General features: G+C 37.7%; 20 protein-coding genes. All 20 read left to right on the top strand.

The features are described from left to right. Positions 1–24: 24 nt before the first annotated feature. The 20 genes from LJC66_RS23135 (at position 25) to LJC66_RS23040 (ending at position 18,054) form a co-directional block, all read left to right on the top strand. Entirely contained in the window at positions 25–486 is a 462-nt protein-coding gene (locus tag LJC66_RS23135; protein ID WP_028410622.1) for a hypothetical protein, read from the top strand. Between the two features lie 59 nt (positions 487–545). Beyond that, a complete protein-coding gene (gene yqfC, locus LJC66_RS23130; RefSeq protein WP_013059232.1) occupies positions 546–830 on the top strand; it encodes a sporulation protein YqfC in 285 nt (94 codons plus the stop codon). A gap of 16 nt (positions 831–846) precedes the next feature. After that, a complete protein-coding gene (gene yqfD, locus LJC66_RS23125) occupies positions 847–2,034 on the top strand; it encodes a sporulation protein YqfD (protein WP_230933612.1) in 1,188 nt (395 codons plus the stop codon). A gap of 3 nt (positions 2,035–2,037) precedes the next feature. Next, positions 2,038–3,012 carry a PhoH family protein gene (locus LJC66_RS23120; protein WP_028410624.1) on the top strand — a complete coding sequence of 325 codons (975 nt, stop codon included), beginning with the start codon at positions 2,038–2,040 and terminating at the stop codon, positions 3,010–3,012. A gap of 63 nt (positions 3,013–3,075) precedes the next feature. Then, the gene (locus LJC66_RS23115) at positions 3,076–5,184 is read left to right on the top strand and encodes an HD family phosphohydrolase (RefSeq protein WP_374199262.1); all 2,109 of its coding nucleotides are present in this window, start codon (positions 3,076–3,078) and stop codon (positions 5,182–5,184) included. Then, positions 5,181–5,651, top strand: coding sequence for an rRNA maturation RNase YbeY (gene ybeY, locus LJC66_RS23110; protein WP_025750544.1), 471 nt, complete (start codon positions 5,181–5,183; stop codon positions 5,649–5,651). The genes LJC66_RS23115 and ybeY overlap by 4 nt, the downstream gene beginning before the upstream one ends. Further along, positions 5,635–6,006 carry a diacylglycerol kinase family protein gene (locus LJC66_RS23105; RefSeq protein ID WP_025750543.1) on the top strand — a complete coding sequence of 124 codons (372 nt, stop codon included), beginning with the start codon at positions 5,635–5,637 and terminating at the stop codon, positions 6,004–6,006. Before ybeY ends, LJC66_RS23105 begins: the two co-directional genes overlap by 17 nt. Positions 6,007–6,097: 91 nt before the next feature. Next, entirely contained in the window at positions 6,098–6,496 is a 399-nt protein-coding gene (locus tag LJC66_RS23100; RefSeq protein ID WP_013059226.1) for a cytidine deaminase, read from the top strand. Continuing rightward, on the top strand, positions 6,489–7,394 hold the full coding sequence (gene era, locus LJC66_RS23095) for a GTPase Era (RefSeq protein ID WP_013059225.1): 906 nt from the start codon (positions 6,489–6,491) through the stop codon (positions 7,392–7,394). Before LJC66_RS23100 ends, era begins: the two co-directional genes overlap by 8 nt. Before the next feature lie 155 nt (positions 7,395–7,549). Further along, positions 7,550–7,693, top strand: coding sequence for a YqzL family protein (locus LJC66_RS23090; RefSeq protein WP_014458193.1), 144 nt, complete (start codon positions 7,550–7,552; stop codon positions 7,691–7,693). A 27-nt stretch (positions 7,694–7,720) separates the two neighbouring features. After that, a complete protein-coding gene (gene recO, locus LJC66_RS23085) occupies positions 7,721–8,485 on the top strand; it encodes a DNA repair protein RecO (RefSeq protein WP_013059224.1) in 765 nt (254 codons plus the stop codon). A gap of 258 nt (positions 8,486–8,743) precedes the next feature. Beyond that, complete coding sequence (gene ccpN / locus LJC66_RS23080; RefSeq protein WP_025750542.1) at positions 8,744–9,382, top strand: transcriptional regulator CcpN; 639 nt, start codon at positions 8,744–8,746, stop codon at positions 9,380–9,382. 32 nt (positions 9,383–9,414) lie between these two features. Continuing rightward, entirely contained in the window at positions 9,415–10,218 is an 804-nt protein-coding gene (locus tag LJC66_RS23075) for a pyruvate, water dikinase regulatory protein (RefSeq protein WP_230933611.1), read from the top strand. A gap of 311 nt (positions 10,219–10,529) precedes the next feature. Next, positions 10,530–11,000: a YaiI/YqxD family protein gene (locus LJC66_RS23070; RefSeq protein WP_080564741.1), complete on the top strand. Its 471-nt coding sequence runs from the start codon at positions 10,530–10,532 to the stop codon at positions 10,998–11,000. 41 nt (positions 11,001–11,041) lie between these two features. Next, a complete protein-coding gene (dnaG, locus tag LJC66_RS23065) occupies positions 11,042–12,850 on the top strand; it encodes a DNA primase (protein WP_016765586.1) in 1,809 nt (602 codons plus the stop codon). A 65-nt stretch (positions 12,851–12,915) separates the two neighbouring features. Then, positions 12,916–14,049 (top strand): RNA polymerase sigma factor RpoD, encoded by a 1,134-nt coding sequence (rpoD, locus tag LJC66_RS23060; RefSeq protein ID WP_014458197.1) that lies wholly within the window; start codon positions 12,916–12,918, stop codon positions 14,047–14,049. A 383-nt stretch (positions 14,050–14,432) separates the two neighbouring features. Continuing rightward, positions 14,433–15,572 carry an acyl-CoA dehydrogenase family protein gene (locus tag LJC66_RS23055; protein ID WP_013059218.1) on the top strand — a complete coding sequence of 380 codons (1,140 nt, stop codon included), beginning with the start codon at positions 14,433–14,435 and terminating at the stop codon, positions 15,570–15,572. Positions 15,573–15,703: 131 nt separating this feature from the next. Continuing rightward, positions 15,704–16,063, top strand: coding sequence for a cytochrome c550 (cccA, locus tag LJC66_RS23050; protein WP_013085044.1), 360 nt, complete (start codon positions 15,704–15,706; stop codon positions 16,061–16,063). Positions 16,064–16,231: 168 nt separating this feature from the next. Next, the gene (locus tag LJC66_RS23045) at positions 16,232–16,936 is read left to right on the top strand and encodes a tRNA (adenine(22)-N(1))-methyltransferase (protein WP_230933610.1); all 705 of its coding nucleotides are present in this window, start codon (positions 16,232–16,234) and stop codon (positions 16,934–16,936) included. Beyond that, on the top strand, positions 16,933–18,054 hold the full coding sequence (locus tag LJC66_RS23040) for a Nif3-like dinuclear metal center hexameric protein (RefSeq protein ID WP_230933609.1): 1,122 nt from the start codon (positions 16,933–16,935) through the stop codon (positions 18,052–18,054). The genes LJC66_RS23045 and LJC66_RS23040 overlap by 4 nt, the downstream gene beginning before the upstream one ends. The last annotated feature ends 40 nt before the right edge of the window (positions 18,055–18,094 follow it).

The following is an 18,094-nucleotide window of genomic DNA, read 5'->3' as shown; positions in this document are numbered from 1 at the left end:
GCTTAACAAGGAGGTTTTCTCCTAATGAATATCGTTGAAACGCTTATTAAACTAATTATTAATAATGCTTTCATTTTTGTCATCATTGGAGGGATTATTTTTAACGTTGTGCAGCGTTTTATGGCTCAGTCAAAAGAGGAAGAACAGCAGCGTTCTAAAAGAGCTCCTATGCCTCCTGTAAACAATCCTTCAAGGCGGGAAAGACCTAGATATCGACCTGTCAAAGAAGAGCCAAAAACAGCTCGTATGGAGCCGGAAACTGTTCCTTCAGCAGAAACAAATCCTTTGCAAGAAAAATTGGAAGAGCTAAAAAATCGTCCGTATCATGAACCGTCTATTCAAAAGAAAATCACGGTTGACAAACCAAAAATCACGGGTGAGAAAAACGTTTTCAAGCCCATTTCTCGTAAAGAAGCTGTTCAAGGAGTGGTATGGTCCGAAATTCTAGGGCCGCCAAAATCGAAACAACGTAAATATAAACGATAAATAGATGTGATACATTAACCCCCTTTCTCATAAACATGAGATGAAAGGGGGTTCTTTTTATGAGCAAAAAGTGGAGACACCAAATGAAAAGATGGATGACAAAAACAATGGAACTACCCGCTGATGTATTAATGGATCTTCCCCGTATTACGTTAGTTGGACAAATACACATTTATATTGAAAACCATAAAGGTTTATTAGCCTTTTCTGATACTGAAATACGCGTGTTACTAAAACAGGGACAAATGTTAATTCGAGGTGAAGGACTGGTCATTAAAGTAATACTGCCAGAAGAACTGGTTTTAGAAGGTAAAATCAATCAAGTTCTTTATTTAGAACAATAACACAAGGAGGAAAAAAATGAAGAATGGATGGACAAACTTTGTTATTGGTACCGTACGTATTCGAATTGTTGGAAAAGGAATTGAACGTTTCTTAAATAATTGTGTGAGACAACAGATTATGATTTCGAATGTCCATAAAGTTGACGGTCAGCTAGCGACAGCAACGATATTATTGAAAGATGTAAAGAAAATTCGTATACTAATTCGCAACGCAGATTGTAAAATTTACTTTATAAGAGGCAGAGGTTTTCCTTTTTTAACAAAACGAGTGATCAAAAATAGTGGATTTGCTTTAGGTTTTCTTTCTTTTTTTATTATTCTTGGTTTGCTTTCCAACATGGTGTGGAAAGTGGAAATTAGCGGTGCAGAACCACAAACAGAACATCAAATGACTAAGCAGCTCGCCAAAATAGGTGTAAAAAGAGGAGAGTTTCAATTTCTGTTAGAGAGTCCTGAAAAAATCCAGCGCTATTTAACGGATAATATGAACAATATTACCTGGGTGGGAGTAGAAGTGCGCGGCACTTCTTATCACTTCCAAGTGGTTGAAAAAAATGAGCCCAAGCCTCAGCAAAAAACACCTTACCAACATTTAATTGCTAAAAAGAAAGCCATTATTACGAATTTGTTTGTCGAAAAAGGACAACCTTTAGTCAAGGTTAATGATTTTGTCAATGAAGGCGAGGTCTTAGTTTCCGGTATTATTGGAAACGAAAAAAATAAAAAAGTAGTAGCTGCTAAAGGGAAAGTCTACGGTGAAACATGGTATAAGTCTGAGGTGGAAGTGCCTTTAAAAACTGATTTTCAGGTATTAACGGGTAATGGATATACGAAGCACTATTTAGATTTTCAAGCTTTTAAAATGCCTCTTTGGGCTTTTAACAAAGAAAAATACAGCTCAAAGGTGACAGAAAAAGTGGAGCATCCACTCTATTTTTTAAAATGGAAGTTACCTCTGTCGTATGAGAAAGTTGCTGTACGAGAAGAACAGAACTCGCAGCGCGTCTATTCTAAACAAGAGGCGGTGGAAAAAGCTTTGGAAATCGGTCGAAAAAAATTACTATCAACTTTAGGTGAGGATGCTAAAATAAAAGGTGAAAAAGTTTTGCACCAAGAACAGGACAATGGTAAAGTTAGATTATCAATACATTACCAAGTTATAGAAAATATTGCGAACACTCAACCAATTATTCAAGGAGATTGATGAATGTCAGAACAGCTAGTAACAATTAACGTACAACTTGATGATTCAAACGAAGCCATTTCATTATTTGGCGTACAAGATGCGAATTTAAAGCGAATTGAAGAAGAAATGCAGGTCTCTATCATTTCAAGAGGTGAGACTGTTGTAGTCTCCGGAAGTACAGAAAATGTTCAGCTAGTGGAAGAAATGCTTAAAAAGTTACTGAACATTATCCGAAAAAATATTTCCATATCTGAACGAGATGTTGTATATGCGATTCAATTAGCTAAGAAAAATTCTCTCGAGTTTTTTGAAGATGTATATGAAGAAGAGATTGGTAAAAATGTAAAAGGTAAGACTATTCGTGTTAAGACATTAGGACAAAGTCAATACATTTCGGCTATTAAGAAAAATGATTTGGTATTTGGAATTGGGCCTGCTGGTACCGGTAAAACGTATTTAGCCGTTGTCATGGCCGTTAATGCTCTTAAAAATGGTCACGTGCAGCGTATTATTTTAACACGTCCTGCTGTTGAAGCAGGTGAAAGTCTTGGCTTCTTGCCAGGAGATCTGAAAGAAAAAGTAGATCCGTACTTGCGGCCTCTGTACGATGCATTACATGATGTATTAGGAACAGAACATACGCAGCGCCTAATCGAACGCGGAGTTATTGAAATAGCACCCCTTGCTTATATGCGAGGTCGTACACTAGATGATGCGTTTGTTATCTTAGACGAAGCGCAAAACACCACGATGGCGCAAATGAAGATGTTTTTAACACGACTAGGATTTGGGTCTAAAATGGTGATTACAGGAGATATTTCACAAATTGATTTACCAAAAGGAGCTCAGTCTGGTCTAGCGGCTGTCTCGAAAATCCTGACCAATGTTAAAGGTATTTCGTTTATTCATCTAGAACAGTCAGATGTTGTGCGCCATCCACTTGTGGGACGCATCGTTCAAGCGTACGAACAAGCTGACCAAAAGACCCTTTCTTAATAGGGTCTATTTTTTGTAAAAGGGGGTACGTTTGTGTCAACGTTTCGGATAATCAAGCAAACAATGGCACAGATCGAGCGATTACGGTTAATTCAAATTGGGTTATATGCCTTGTTAGGTGTAATGATGTTTGCGTCTATGTATAGCAATGTAAAGCCGCAGGAATTAGATCTCAGATTACTATCTATTTCCCCGCAAACCATTTACTCACCCGTTACCATTGAAGATAAAGAGAGCACAGAGAAAAAACGGGCAGAGGCAGAACAAGCCGTTGAAGATGTGTATACACAAAAAACAGAATACGCACAGAACCAAGTCGATCTTGTTGCATCTATTTTTGATGCGATGATGGAAGTTAATACAGAATATGAAAAAGAAGATCATGAAGATGACAGTATCGATGCCGTATTAAAAACCAAACAAAAAATGCTAGAGGACAAGCTTCCTGAAGACATTCAAAAAAACTTGCCAAAAGATACCATTAAGCAGCTGCTTCAGTCTTCTAACAGTGATTTATCGATTGCGAAAGATGCTGTAGTCACGGCCGTTCATCATGTGATGAAAGATCAAGTGAAGATTAGCGATGTAGAAGAGAAAAAAGATCAAGTAGAAAGTCAGCTTGTTTACACCAATGTCAGCAATTCTCTAAAGGATTCAATGAACGCAATTGCTAAATTCGCTATCATTCCAAACGTGATTTATGATCCACAAAAAACAGCTGAAAACCGTCAAGCAGCTGTGGAAAAAGTGGAGCCTGTCCGAATCAAACAAGGCCAGATTATTGTAGAAGAAAATCAGCTTATTAATCCTGATATATATCGTCAGCTCCAGCTCGCGGGATTGTTGAATAATAAGGGATCTATTCAGCCTTTTGCGGGGTTAGCTTTGCTGATTGTAATGATGATAGCGGGCCTCATTTACTATTTGCGTGAATTTCACACCAAGACATATCAGCCCTTGCTGTTGTATGTATTGGTAGCAGCCATTACGATTGGCCTCATGAAAATCTTAAGCTTGTTTCAGCAAATTGATTTATCAGAAATTGGTTTCTTAGCTCCTGTTGCGGTGGGAGGTTTGCTGATTCGAATTTTAATGGATGAACGCATTGCTATTTTATCAAGCATTGTATTTGCTATTTGTGGAAGCATTATTTTTAATGGTGAATTGACAACCTCGTTTAATATGAACATTGGGATCTACTTTTTAATTAGCAATATTGCTGCTATTTTATTTTTAAGCAGGCAGCACAGACGTTCACGGATTTTGCAGGCAGGTCTATTTGTGGCTATGGTAAACGTAATTATCAGCTTTGCTATTATTTTTATTAAAAATGGCCAAATCGGCACTGTAGAGCTTGGCTATTACAGCATGATGTCAATTGCATCTGGTGTTATTGCTTCCGTTTTAACTATAGGTTTGCTGCCGTTTTTTGAAAGTGGATTTGGCATTTTATCTACGATAAAGCTGATTGAATTATCGAGTCCTACTCATCCGCTATTACGCAAAATCTTAACCGAAACACCTGGAACATACCATCACAGCGTAATGGTGGCAAACTTATCTGAAGCGGCGTGCGAAACGATAGGAGCTAACGGTTTATTAGCGAGAGTCGGGGCTTATTACCACGATATTGGTAAAACGAAGCGACCGCAGTATTTTATTGAAAATCAAATGAATATTACTAATCCGCATGATAAACTAAGTCCTAAGACTAGTAAAAATATTATAATCGCACATGCTACAGATGGAGCTACCATTTTGCGGAATCACAAGTTTCCAAAAGAGATTGTAGATATTGCAGAGCAGCATCACGGAACAACTCTTCTTAAGTTTTTCTATCATAAGGCACTTGAACAAACAGAAGAAAAAATTGATGAAAAAGAATATCGCTATCCTGGACCAAAGCCTCAGTCGAAAGAAGCAGCGGTTATTTGCATAGCTGATAGTGTAGAAGCAGCCGTAAGGTCAATGTCCAATCCCACTCCGGAAAAAATTGAGAACTTGGTTCGAAATATTATTAAAGATCGCTTGCAGGATGAACAGCTTAGCGAGTGTAACGTAACGCTCAAAGAGCTAGAGTTAATTCGTCAAGCACTATGTGAAACTTTAAATGGGATTTTTCATTCCCGAATCGAATATCCAGAGATAAAAAAAGAGAAGGTGAAGGTATGAGTTTAGTTATTGATTTTATTGATGAAACAAACGAAGTAAGTGAAGAACAGCAAAAAGAGCTTGAAAAGCTGCTTGAAGCCGCTGCTATATATGAAAATCTGCAAGAGGATGCAGAAGTATCCGTTACATTTGTGGATAATGATCGAATTCAAGAAATCAATCATCAATACCGCCATAAAAATCAGCCAACGGATGTAATATCGTTTGCGCTAGAAGAAATGGGCGAAGATGAAATGCAAATTATCGGAGATGAGATGCCAAGAGTCCTAGGGGACATTGTCATTTCGATTCCAAAAGCTCATGAGCAAGCAGAAGAATACAATCACTCGTTTATGAGAGAGCTAGGATTCTTAACGGTTCACGGTTTCTTGCACTTGCTTGGATATGACCATGAAACATCAGAAGATGAAAAAGAGATGTTTACACGTCAAAAAGATATTTTAGAACAATATGGACTCTCGCGATAAAAAAGGGATAGCTAAAGTTGTCAGTAGCTTTGGCTATGCAATAGAAGGGTTTATTTATGTTTGTAAAACACAGAGAAATATGCAAATTCACGTAGCAGCTTCTTTCATCGTCCTTTTCTTAGGCGCCGTGCTGTCAATTACAGCTGGTGAATGGACGGTTGTGCTGCTTCTGATTGCAGGCATGTTCAGCTTGGAGTTAATGAATACAGCGGTTGAAAAAGTTGTCGATTTAGTTTCTCCTGAATATCACATACTAGCAAAACACGCAAAAGATGCAGCCGCAGCCGCGGTGTTGGTCTATGCGTGTTTTGCTGTCCTTATAGGAGGAATTATTTTCTTAAAGTATTTGTTTTAAAAAGGATTCTTTTTGGTTCTTTACACCCCCGTGGTATAATAAAAAAGGACAAGTTAAAAGACATGTAGAAGCGCAAAAGGAGAGCGGATAAATGGATAAGACCGGACTGATTGATGAGGCGAAAAAAGCTCGTGAAATGGCTTATGTACCGTATTCAAAATTTAAAGTTGGTGCAGCTTTATTGACGAAGGATGGAAAGGTTTATCGCGGCTGCAATATTGAAAATGCAGCTTATAGCATGTGCAATTGTGCTGAGCGTACGGCTTTATTTAAAGCCTATTCAGAAGGAGATAAAGAGTATGCAGCACTTGCTGTAGTAGCTGATACTGATCGTCCTGTTTCTCCGTGTGGAGCATGCAGACAAGTAATCTCTGAGCTTTGTCCAAAAGAAATGAAAGTTATATTAACCAATTTAAAAAATGACATACAAGAATTAACTGTGGAAGAATTACTTCCAGGAGCATTTTCATCGGAGGATTTACATGAGTAATAATGAATTTAAGTCAGGTTTTGTTTCAATTATTGGAAGACCAAACGTAGGGAAATCAACTTTTTTGAACCGAGTAATTGGTCAAAAGATCGCGATTATGAGTGACAAACCGCAAACAACTAGAAATAAAATTCAGGGTGTGTACACGGAAGATCAGGCGCAGATTGTGTTTATTGATACACCAGGAATTCATAAACCAAAGCATAAATTAGGCGACTTTATGATGAAGGTAGCGCAAAATACGCTTAAAGAAGTAGATTTAATTTTATTTATGATTAACGCAACAGAAGGCTTAGGTCGAGGCGATGAATTTATTATCGAGCGTTTAAAGGACACAAAAACGCCTGTTTTCCTTGTGATTAATAAAATTGATGAAATTCATCCAGACGAATTGTTTTCAATTATCACGAATTATAAAGACTTATATCCTTTTGCTGAAATTGTGCCAATTTCAGCTTTACAAGGAAATAACGTGGAGCGTTTGCTTGATCAAATTAAGCAGCGATTGCCGGAAGGTCCGCAATATTATCCGGCAGATCAAGTAACTGATCACCCGGAGCGCTTTATTATTACGGAATTAATTCGTGAAAAAGTACTGCATGCAACGAGGGAAGAAATACCTCATTCTATTGCCGTTGTGATGGATTCTATGCAAAGACGAGATAATGGTGCTGTTTACGTGGGCGCTACAATTATCGTCGAAAGAGATTCACAAAAAGGCATCGTAATTGGAAAGCAAGGAAAGATGTTAAAAGAGGTAGGAAGAAAAGCAAGAGCAGACATTGAAGCCCTTTTAGGTTCAAAAGTATTTTTAGAACTATGGGTAAAAGTGCAAAAAGATTGGCGAAACCGAGCGTCGCATCTCCGTGACTTTGGATTTAGAGAAGACGAATATTAATCATTTGAGTTCTTGTTTGCGTCGATTTATATCTCTTCATAAAAGAAGGTAATTTGTAAAAAATTGTGTTACATGATTTTACGTCGGAAGGCTATTCTAAACATAAGGAATTGAAATATGTATCTGATCTTTATGGTTAGAAAGGTGGGAGTTCTATGTTGAATTTTACTTGGAACATTTTTTCACAAACAGGTAGCATTGATACTTATCTCATTTTTAAGGAACTTGAAAATGAAGTGAAAGAAAGACCCGAAACATATGAGGACAACAGCGAAAGTCTCAATTCTCCCTTGTCTTAGCCTTCTGTAAGATGGCGGTGATGATGATTGTTTAAAAAGTGTGAAGGAATTGTGATTCGAACGAATGATTACGGTGAATCAAATAAAATTGTCACCATTTATTCACGTGAACTCGGAAAAGTGGGTCTCATGGCAAGAGGGGCAAAAAAGCCCAGTAGTCGCTTAGCTTCCGTCACACAATTATTTACGTATGGATACTTTTTTATACAAGCAGGTTCAGGAATGGGTACTCTCCATCAAGGAGAAGTTATCTCATCTATGAGAAGCATACGCGAAGATATCTTCACAACAGCGTATGCTTCTTATATTCTTGAATTAACGGATAAAGCTACTGAGAACAATAAGCCAAATCCATTTCTATTTGAACTGCTGCACCAAACCATTCATTATATGAACGAAGAGTATGATGCAGAGATCTTAACATTTATTTATGAAATGAAAATGTTAAACGTTCTAGGTCTTCATCCTACATTAAATGAATGTGCAGTCTGCCACCAAGGTGAAGGAACTTTTCATTTTTCCATTCGAGAAGGTGGGTTTATTTGTCATCGATGCTTAGAAAAAGATCCTTATCATTTGAAAATTAGTCCGATGACGGTTAAACTATTAAGGCTATTTTATTACATTGATTTAAAGCGGTTAGGTTCTATTTCTGTTAAGCCCGAAACAAAAAAACAATTAAAGTTCGTAATTGATCAATATTACGAAGAATATTCAGGATTGTTTTTAAAAACAAAGCGGTTTTTGAATCAGATGGAGTCTTTAAAACAATCGCTCTCTGATGAGAAGTAGAAAAGATAATCAGTGATATGCAAGGAATTGCTGTCGCTAGGGTGCCTCGTAGTGTGTAGGGGACACCCTTTTTACTGTGGAGCGAAGGGGTAGCTTCGCTTATTGTAAGCGTAATGCCTGCTTTTTTTGAGAAGCCGTGGTAAAATAAACGGCATTCTAAAAAGATAAAATGCTAAAATTAATAAGTTATAGCTTTTACTTTTGCTTAAAAAGTATATAATGTTTTATAAATAGTATGTCACATTTAATGATTAGGTGGTGAGTACAATCGAACTGAACAAACGACAAGAACAAATTTTGCAAATTGTCAAAGACGAAGGCCCTATTACAGGTGAGCATATTGCAGATCAGCTTAGCCTTACGAGGGCAACGCTAAGACCGGACTTGGCTATTTTAACAATGGCCGGTTATTTAGAAGCGCGACCGCGCGTAGGTTACTTTTACACAGGTAAAACAGGAGCACAGCTTCTTACAGATAAAATAAAAAAAATACAGGTGCAAGAATATCAGTCTATCCCGGTAGTCGTGAACGAAAATGTGTCGGTATATGATGCTATTTGTACAATGTTTCTAGAAGACGTGGGGACCCTTTTTGTAGTGGATGAGAAATCCCAGCTAGTGGGAGTACTGTCGCGTAAAGATTTATTGCGCGCGAGTATCGGAAAGCAAGAGCTCACATCTATTCCTGTTCATATTATCATGACGAGAATGCCCAACATTACATATTGCTATCGCGAAGATTTGTTAATTGATATTGCTAAGATCTTAATTGAAAAACAGATTGATGCTATGCCCGTTATTAAAGAGGGAGACGGCAATTTTGAAGTGGTGGGACGCATTACCAAAACAAATATTACAAAATTACTAGTAGCATTAGCAAATGATGAAGTATTATAAGTGAAAAAGGATTAAAAGGGGATGCACAAAATATGAACAACCCATGTCTTTATGTCATTTCGGATTCTGTAGGTGAGACAGCTGAACTAGTTGTAAAGGCTGCATCAAGTCAGTTCAATATGACGGACTTTGTAATTAAAAGAGTACCTTACGTAGAGGACATCGCAACACTTTCAGAAGTGGTTTCAGTAGCGAAGATGAACAACGCTATTATTGGCTTTACGCTAGTAAAGCCCGAAATGAGAGAATTTTTAATTCAAGAAGCGTTCAAGAACGGTGTAGAGGTATTTGATATTATTGGACCTTTAATTGATAAAATTCAATCTTCTTATCAACTTTCTCCTCGCTATGAGCCAGGAATGGCTAGAAAATTAGACGAAGATTATTTTAAGAAAGTAGAAGCGATTGAATTTGCAGTGAAATATGATGATGGGCGTGATCCGAGAGGCATTCTTAGAGCGGATATCGTATTAATCGGAGTATCAAGAACATCTAAAACACCTCTTTCTCAATTTTTAGCACACAAGCGTTTGAAAGTAGCTAACGTTCCAATTGTACCTGAGGTAGATCCACCAGAAGAGCTGTTTCATGTATCACCTGAGAAGTGTATAGGGCTTACTATTAGTCCTGAAAAATTAAACGATATTCGTAAAGAGCGTTTAAAGTCTCTTGGACTAAACGATAAAGCAATTTATGCTAATATTGGCCGTATTAAAGAAGAACTTGAATTTTTCCAAGGGATTGTAGATAAGATTGGCTGTGAAGTGGTGGACGTATCCAACAGAGCCGTAGAAGAAACAGCTGGTATCATTCTCAATACCATCAAAAAGAAATAAACGATGGATCTCCTCTGTGCGTGACAGAAAGGAGATTGCTTGCTTATGTTTGTATGCTGTAAGCCTAAGAAAATATACCAAAGATGAATATGACAGAACTTTTAAAAACAAGTGACTTTGGTATAGAAAATATAGGTTGTTTATATTATAATAAAAAATTGTGATAAAAAAGAATAGTTTTAGGTTTAGACTTTGTTAAGAACGAATAAACTATTTATATAAAAGTCAAGTCAAAATCGAAAAAAGTATTCGACAAATGCCATCTACAGGAAATAACAAATTGTTAGAAGGAATCTCTGGAGGGATGTAGAATACAGAGTTATAGCAAAAGAAAAAGTAAAGTTTTTGTCGATGCTGATGCATGCCCTGTTAAAGCAGAAATCGTTGAACTTACACATACATATGACATCGAGCTTGTATTTGTTGCTTCATATGCTCACATGCAAACAAATCCTACACCAGGAAAATGGGTCTATGTGGATGCAGAAAAGGAAGCCGCAGATTTATATATTTTAAATCACGCAGTCAAGCAGGATATTGTCGTAACTCAAGATACTGGCTTAGCAAGCATGTTAGTAAGTCGAGGGGTTTACGCACTGTCTCCTCGTGGAAAGTACTATAATGACGACGAAATGAATACGGTGCTTTTCTTTCGCTATGTTTCTGCAAAAGAGCGACGGTCAGGCCGTCATACTAAAGGCCCAAAGGCATTTAGTGAAGAAGATCGTCAGCATTTCATTCAAGCTTTTGAAAAAATGTTGTCGAAACTTGCAGGAATTTAGCACTTAGTGAAGAATATTATATGAAATACGGAGCTGTTACTATGGCAAATCGAATTCCTGATGAAGTAATCGACCGTATTCGGCATTCAGTAGATATTGTCGACGTCATAAGCGATTATGTACAACTAAAAAAACAAGGGCGCAATTATTTTGGACTCTGTCCGTTTCATGGGGAAAGCACACCGTCTTTTTCAGTATCGCCTGATAAACAAATTTATCATTGCTTTGGATGCGGTGCAGGAGGGAATTCATTTTCATTCATAATGGAATTAGAAGGACTGTCCTTCACGGAAGCAGCTCAGCAGCTTGCTGAAAAAGGAGATATTCCTTTCGAACATGAGATACATCCTCATGAAGAAGATAATCAAAAGCCTAGCAATAAAATGATTGAAGCACACGAGCTTTTAAAGAAATTTTACCATCATTTATTGGTAAATACAAAAGAAGGCCAAGATGCTTATGATTATTTAATAAATCGAGGGTTTTCACGAGAAATTATCGATGAATTTGAGATAGGTTTTGCTTTAGATTCGTGGGAATTTGTAAGTAAGTTCTTAACAAAACGTGGGTTTAATCCGCAAGAGATGGAACATGCAGGTTTAATCATTAAACGCAACCAAGATGAAACGTACTTTGATCGTTTTCGTGATCGAATTATGTTTCCTATTGCTGACTTGCAAGGCAAAACAATTGCATTTTCAGGGCGCCTGCTAAAAGAGATAAAAGGGCAGCCTAAATATTTAAACAGTCCCGAAACTTCTATTTTTAACAAAAGTCGCACACTCTACAACTTTCACCGCGCTAAAAAACATATACGCAAAAATCAGCAGGTTATTTTATTTGAAGGATTTGCAGATGTTATTTCGGCTGTTAAAGCGGGTTGCCCGAACGCAATTGCAACAATGGGAACTGCCTTGACAGAAGAACAAGCCAAGATTATTCGCCGAAATGTAGAGTCCGTTATCATTTGCTACGATGCAGATTCTGCCGGAATTGAAGCAGCGCACAAAGCAACTGCTATCTTAACAAATGTGGGTTGTACCGTTAAGATTGCTGTGATGCCGGATGGTTATGACCCGGATGATTATATTAAAGAATACGGGGCAGAGAAGTTTCAAAATGATGTTATTAATAGCAGCTTGACCTTTATGGCATTTCAAATGAGGTATCTTCGCCGAAAACGAAATCTACAAAATGAATCTGAACGTATGCAATACATTGAAGACGTTTTGAAAGAAATAAGTCTCCTTACGAAAGCCGTAGAGCGAGATCATTATTTACGCCAATTGGCACAAGAGTTTTCCATTTCATTAGATGCGCTTAAAGAACAGCAGTATCAAGTGTATCGAACTGAAAAAAAGAAAAAGGATAATGATTCTCCAAATCGAAATAATATAAATAGACAACCAGTCGTAAAGAGAAGCTTATTACCGGCTTATCAAAATGCAGAACGTTTTTTGATTGCTCATATGTTGAAAGATAAGGATGTAGCATTTAGAATTCAAGACCGACTTCAAGGTCAGTTCAATGTCGAGGAACATCGTGCGCTTGTTCTATATTTGTATGCTTATTACGAGGAAGGACACGAGCCTAATCCGAGCGGATTTATCGAGCGGTTGCCCGAGTCTTCGTTGTCTAGTCTAGCTTCAGAATTGGCGATGATGTCAATCAATGATGAATTGTCGGAGCAAGCTTTGAATGATTATATCCAAACGATATTGATTTACCCACAAAGGGTAGCGATAGAAAAAAAAGAAGCAGAAAAGCAAGAAGCAGAGCGTCAAAAAGATTATTTAAAAGCTGCGACAATAGCAATGGAAATTTTACAGTTGAAAAAAACGTTAAAATAAACGATATTGCGTATTAGTCCCACTTTTAGAAGGTTTTCCTTAAAATTTTGGAAGGAGGGGATCTGATGGCTGAAAAATCAGCTCAATCAAAACAACTTGATTCAGATTTAACAATTGAACAAGTAAAAGATCAATTGACCGAAATCGGAAAAAAACGTGGTGTACTCACATACGAAGAAATTGCAGAGCGTATGTCTAACTTCGAAATTGAATCCGATCAAATGGATGAATATTATGAATACCTTGGAGAACAAGGTGTTGAAGTAATGAGTGAATCTGAAGCAAATGATGACGATGCCGATCCCGATATTCAAGAACTGTCAAAAGAAGAAGAGTTTGATTTAAATGATTTAAGTGTACCTCCTGGTGTGAAAATTAATGATCCAGTTCGTATGTACTTAAAAGAAATCGGACGCGTTGACCTATTGTCAGCAGAGGAAGAAATCAATTTAGCAAAACGTATTGAAGAAGGCGATGAAGAAGCGAAACGTCGTCTTGCTGAAGCAAACTTACGTCTTGTTGTAAGTATTGCAAAACGCTATGTTGGACGCGGTATGCTGTTTCTTGATTTAATTCAAGAAGGAAACATGGGTCTTATTAAAGCGGTAGAAAAATTCGATTATCGCAAAGGTTATAAATTCAGTACGTATGCGACATGGTGGATTCGTCAAGCTATTACTCGTGCAATTGCTGACCAAGCAAGAACGATTCGTATTCCCGTTCATATGGTTGAAACGATTAACAAGCTAATTCGTGTTCAACGTCAGCTTCTACAAGATTTAGGTCGCGAACCATCTCCTGAAGAAATTGCAGAAGATATGGACTTAACACCTGAAAAAGTTCGTGAAATCTTAAAAATTGCTCAAGAACCGGTTTCTCTTGAAACACCAATTGGTGAGGAAGATGATTCTCATTTAGGTGACTTCATTGAAGACCAGGATGCAACATCACCTTCTGAACATGCTGCATATGAATTATTAAAAGAGCAGTTAGAAGACGTCCTTGATACGTTAACAGATCGCGAAGAAAATGTTCTTAGACTCCGCTTTGGTCTGGACGATGGACGTACGCGTACGCTTGAAGAAGTAGGAAAAGTATTTGGCGTAACGCGTGAGCGTATTCGTCAAATTGAAGCTAAAGCGCTTCGTAAGCTTCGTCACCCTAGCCGAAGCAAACGTTTAAAAGATTTCTTAGAATAGATAAAAGCGTAAATAACGCTTATGAGATAGCTTCTTTCCTAGAGGAAAGGGGCTATCTATTTTTTTATGGAATAAATTTCATAAAAACGCATTTTGAAGAAGTATATTGATTTTTTTACCAACTTTTCTTCTTTCATATATTTTACTGAATTGTCCTTCGTTTTGCAAATGCTCCTTTGTATTCTTTTGTCACAGAGCGTAAGCTGTTCAAATTCCTTTTAAACATCCGAAAAATGGAATCGCTATCATTTTATTCATGCTTTGATTAGTACTCTTATATTATAACACGAAAAAATTAAAACGTTTTAAAAGTTGAGAAAATTTACAAAAATGAATTATAATTAAATAATGTAAGCGTATACATTTTTTTAGGGGGAATAAAAATGAATTTTGAATTAACCAATGAACAAAAGATGATTCAACGGACGCTGAGAGAGTTTTCAGAGGCGGAAGTAGCACCGAATGCACTAGAGCGCGATCGAAGTAAGCAATTTCCGCTTGATGTTTTTAAAAAGTTAAGTGAGCTTGGTGTAATGGGTCTTCCTTTTCCTGAAGAGTATGGAGGCGGAGGAGCAGATACGGTTAGTTTTGCTATTGTCGTAGAGGAATTAAGTAAAGCTTGTGGCTCTACAGGAATTACATACTCAGCTCATGTTTCGCTCGGGGGCGCACCTATTTATTTATTCGGAACAAAGGAGCAAAAAGAACAGTACCTACCTGCTTTATGCTCCGGGGAATCTTTTGGAGCGTTTGGTTTAACCGAACCGAACGCAGGAAGTGACGCGGGGGGCACGGAGACAGAAGCAGTGTTGAAGGATGGAACATTTAGGATTAATGGAAGTAAATGCTATATTACGAATGCCAGCTATGCAAAGTTTTTAGCTTTAACGGCTGTTACAAATCGTACAGAAGGGAAAAAAGAAATTTCAGCTATTATCGTGCCTACAGAAGCTCGAGGTTTTACTGTAATAGACAATTACGAGAAAATGGGTCTACATGCTTCAAATACAACTGAACTCGTTTTAGAGGATGTTGAAGTGCCTGAAGAGAATTTACTCGGTGTAAGAGGAGAAGGCTTTAAACAATTTCTAATGACGCTTGACGGAGGAAGAATTGGAATTGGCGCAATGGCCGTTGGAATCGCTCAAGCGGCTTATGAAAAAGCACTGTCATATGCGCAGGAAAGAAAGCAATTTGGGAAAGCTATTTCATCGTTTCAAGCGATTCAGTTTAAATTAGCTGATATGGCAATGAAAATTGAGTTAGCAAGAAATATGGTGTATAAAGCAGCGTGGTTAAAAGACCAAGGAAAGCCATTTACGAAAGAAGCTGCTATGTGTAAACTGTATGCTTCTGAAATTTGTATGGAAGTAGCCAGTCAAGCTGTTCAGATTCATGGAGGATACGGCTACATGAAGGAGTATCACGTGGAGCGGTATTTACGAGATGCCAAGCTTTTAGAAATTGGAGAAGGAACTTCAGAAATTCAGCGCTCGGTTATTGCAAGACAAATTGGCTGTTAAGATACGCAATAAGAAATTAGTTAATTATGTAAATAAAACCCTTTCACTTATGAGCATTTTCAAGTAAAATAAAAGTGCTTATACTATTTTGTTATTTCTAGGGATGGGAATACATAAAGGGGGTATAGTGAGTGAAGCGAAATCCGCTAATACCATTTTTATTAATTGCGGTAATTGGGATTGCTTTAATGTTAACGCTTTCGTTCAACGGATTGAACAATGCAAAAGAAATCGCGGCTGAAAAAGAAGGCGGTGGCGCGGAACAGCAGGCTTCAGCTAAACCAGAAGAAATTTATCAAAAAACTTGTATTGGTTGTCACGGTGATCAGTATCAAGGTGGAGTAGGTCCTTCGTTAAAAGGAATTGGGAAAAAAGTTTCTCAAGACGAAATTGCAGATATTGTTGTAAACGGTAAAGGAAACATGCCGGCCGGGCTGGTTCCTCCAGAAAAAGCGAAGGAAATGGCTAAATGGGTATCAGAAATTAAATAGAGTTCAGAAACATGATTTTCTGGAAAGCCGCTCATTTATAAAGCAGGCTTTTTTTTTGTGATTTTTTATAAGCATTCAGCTAAAAGGAAAACATGAAGAGAAATAGGAATCATGCAGCTATCTATGTTAAAATAATGAACAGTAATCACATAGAGAATAGGTGACAAAATGAATGAATTAAACTTATCAATAAGACTTGAAGAAGTAGTAAAGTCGATTCCTTTGGGAGCAAAGATAGCAGACATTGGCTCAGATCATGCATACTTGCCGTGTTTTGCTTATTTAAATGGATATATTAGCGGTGCCGTAGCAGGAGAAATTACAGAAGGTCCTCTTCAATCTGCTATTCAGCAGGTGAAAAAAACAAGCTTAACGGACGTTATTGACGTTCGAAAAGGAAACGGCCTAGAAGTAATATCACCGAATGAAGTAGACTGTATTACAATCTGCGGAATGGGCGGAACGCTTATTACGATGATTTTAGAAGAAGGAAAAGCGAAGTTAGAAGGAGTAAAAAGGCTTGTACTTCAGCCGAATATTGGTTCACATCATATTCGCAGCTGGCTGATTCAACACAGCTGGGAAATCATTGATGAAAAAATCATCGAAGAAGACGGTCGTATGTATGAAGTCATCGTCGCTGAACCTGGAAACGCCTTAGCTCCTTATAACGGTGAAGTGGAAGCCGGTGTGTTAATGGGCCCTATTTTAAAAGAAAAGCGCTCTGCTGCTTTTATGACAAAGTGGGCGTATGAGCTAAATCATCTTAAACAAATTGTCAGCCAAATGGAGCAGGCTCAGTCCGAGGAAAGCAAAGCAAAACTTCAAAAACTTACCCAAGACATCTCATTAATTGAGGAGGCGTTAAAATGAGTAAAATCCCTAACGGATTTCAAGTAATTGAAGCATTTGAATCATTTTCTCCCAAGCATTTAGCGGTTGAAGGAGATAAAATTGGTTTGCAGATTGGAACGTTAAACAAGCCTGTAAAAAAAGTAATGATAACGTTAGATGTTCTTGAAACGGTCGTAGACGAAGCGATTGAAAAACAAGTGGATTTGATTATTGCTCATCATCCTCCTATTTTTAGACCTCTAAAACAAGTGGTTACAGATCGTCCTGAAGGGCGTATTTTAGAGAAATGCATCAAACATGATATTGCTGTATATGCTGCTCATACAAATTTAGATATAGCTAAAGGCGGAGTAAATGACCTGTTAGCCGAAGCATTGGGGCTACAAGAGACAAAAGTGCTGGTTCCGACAACGTCTATTCAGCTGAAAAAGCTGGCTGTATTTGTTCCTTCAAATCATGCTGAAGCAGTGCGCACAGCTATTTGTGATGCGGGAGCTGGACATGTGGGTCTTTACAGCGACTGTACGTTTTCAACTGAAGGGGAAGGCACATTTAAACCTTCTTCAGAAGCCAATCCATACATTGGCTCAAAAGGAGAGTTAGAACGTGTAAATGAAACAAAAGTTGAAACTATTTTTGAAGCAGGTCAACAAAATAAAATTATTCGTGCCATGCTCAGTGCTCATCCTTACGAAGAAGTAGCCTATGACATTTATCCAGTGGAACAAACGGGCGAGACGCTTGGACTTGGACGAATTGGGAAGTTAAAAGAAGAGATGACGTTAAAACAGTTTGCCGCTCATGTTAAACAAGCATTGGATGTGGATGGTGTTAGAGTAGTAGGGTCTATGGATGCCACAGTGAAAAAAGTAGCTGTTCTTGGCGGAGATGGAAACAAATATATTACAAACGCAAAATTTAGCGGAGCAGATGCCTATGTAACAGGTGATTTGTATTTCCACGTTGCGCATGATGCAATGGCAATGGGATTAAACGTTGTAGATCCTGGTCATCATGTTGAAAAAGTTATGAGACAAGGTGTAACGCGTGTATTAACCAGTCTTTTTGATGCGAAAAACTTTGAGTGTGAAGTATTTGATTCAAAAGTAGACACAAACCCATTTACGTTTATGTAATAAAGAAGGTGTTGACGAATGTCAACACCTTCTTTTGCGT

The sequence above is a fragment of the Priestia sp. TSO9 genome, from assembly GCF_021029645.1.
Lineage (GTDB): Bacteria > Bacillota > Bacilli > Bacillales > Bacillaceae_H > Priestia > Priestia megaterium_E.
This window is presented reverse-complemented; position numbering and strand designations above follow the sequence as displayed.

Bases quoted from the DNA above. Each gene is read 5' to 3' on its own strand.
- LJC66_RS23100 (WP_013059226.1), top strand. From the start codon at position 6,098: ATGGATAAGACCGGACTGATTGATGAGGCGAAAAAAGCTCGTGAAATG.
- LJC66_RS23115 (WP_374199262.1), top strand. From the start codon at position 3,076: ATGGCACAGATCGAGCGATTACGGTTAATTCAAATTGGGTTATATGCC.
- dnaG (WP_016765586.1), top strand. From the start codon at position 11,042: ATGGCAAATCGAATTCCTGATGAAGTAATCGACCGTATTCGGCATTCA.
- LJC66_RS23105 (WP_025750543.1), top strand. From the start codon at position 5,635: ATGGACTCTCGCGATAAAAAAGGGATAGCTAAAGTTGTCAGTAGCTTT.
- LJC66_RS23040 (WP_230933609.1), top strand. From the start codon at position 16,933: ATGAGTAAAATCCCTAACGGATTTCAAGTAATTGAAGCATTTGAATCA.
- LJC66_RS23120 (WP_028410624.1), top strand. From the start codon at position 2,038: ATGTCAGAACAGCTAGTAACAATTAACGTACAACTTGATGATTCAAAC.
- era (WP_013059225.1), top strand. From the start codon at position 6,489: ATGAGTAATAATGAATTTAAGTCAGGTTTTGTTTCAATTATTGGAAGA.
- LJC66_RS23045 (WP_230933610.1), top strand. From the start codon at position 16,232: ATGAATGAATTAAACTTATCAATAAGACTTGAAGAAGTAGTAAAGTCG.
- LJC66_RS23135 (WP_028410622.1), top strand. From the start codon at position 25: ATGAATATCGTTGAAACGCTTATTAAACTAATTATTAATAATGCTTTC.
- yqfD (WP_230933612.1), top strand. From the start codon at position 847: ATGAAGAATGGATGGACAAACTTTGTTATTGGTACCGTACGTATTCGA.
- ybeY (WP_025750544.1), top strand. From the start codon at position 5,181: ATGAGTTTAGTTATTGATTTTATTGATGAAACAAACGAAGTAAGTGAA.
- LJC66_RS23055 (WP_013059218.1), top strand. From the start codon at position 14,433: ATGAATTTTGAATTAACCAATGAACAAAAGATGATTCAACGGACGCTG.
- LJC66_RS23075 (WP_230933611.1), top strand. From the start codon at position 9,415: ATGAACAACCCATGTCTTTATGTCATTTCGGATTCTGTAGGTGAGACA.
- yqfC (WP_013059232.1), top strand. From the start codon at position 546: ATGAGCAAAAAGTGGAGACACCAAATGAAAAGATGGATGACAAAAACA.
- LJC66_RS23090 (WP_014458193.1), top strand. From the start codon at position 7,550: ATGTTGAATTTTACTTGGAACATTTTTTCACAAACAGGTAGCATTGAT.
- rpoD (WP_014458197.1), top strand. From the start codon at position 12,916: ATGGCTGAAAAATCAGCTCAATCAAAACAACTTGATTCAGATTTAACA.